Below are 250 nucleotides of genomic sequence, written 5' to 3'. Positions count from 1 at the left end.
CCTGCGCCACCCTGGTGCCCTGCTTCACCTGCGCGTCCATCCTGGTGTAGCCGGCCGACACCGACCAGTTCTCGCTGATGCGGCCGACTGCCGACAGCTCCACGCCCTGGACCCGCTTCTCGCCGGTCTGGTGGTAGAGGTTCGGATTGGTGGGATCGGGCGCGATCTCGTTGCTCACGTCGGTGCGGAACAGCGCCATGGACACCAGCAGGCCCTGTTCGAAGAAGCTCCACTTGGTGCCGACTTCGGC

General features: G+C 66.4%; 1 protein-coding gene. It reads right to left on the bottom strand.

Annotation, left to right across the window (positions count from 1 at the left end):
• A partial coding sequence (locus tag SB775_RS32160) for a TonB-dependent receptor domain-containing protein (RefSeq protein ID WP_410865346.1) occupies positions 1-250 on the bottom strand: 250 nt, incomplete at both ends.

It is taken from the genome of Peribacillus sp. SIMBA_075 (assembly GCF_046534585.1).
This window is presented reverse-complemented; position numbering and strand designations above follow the sequence as displayed.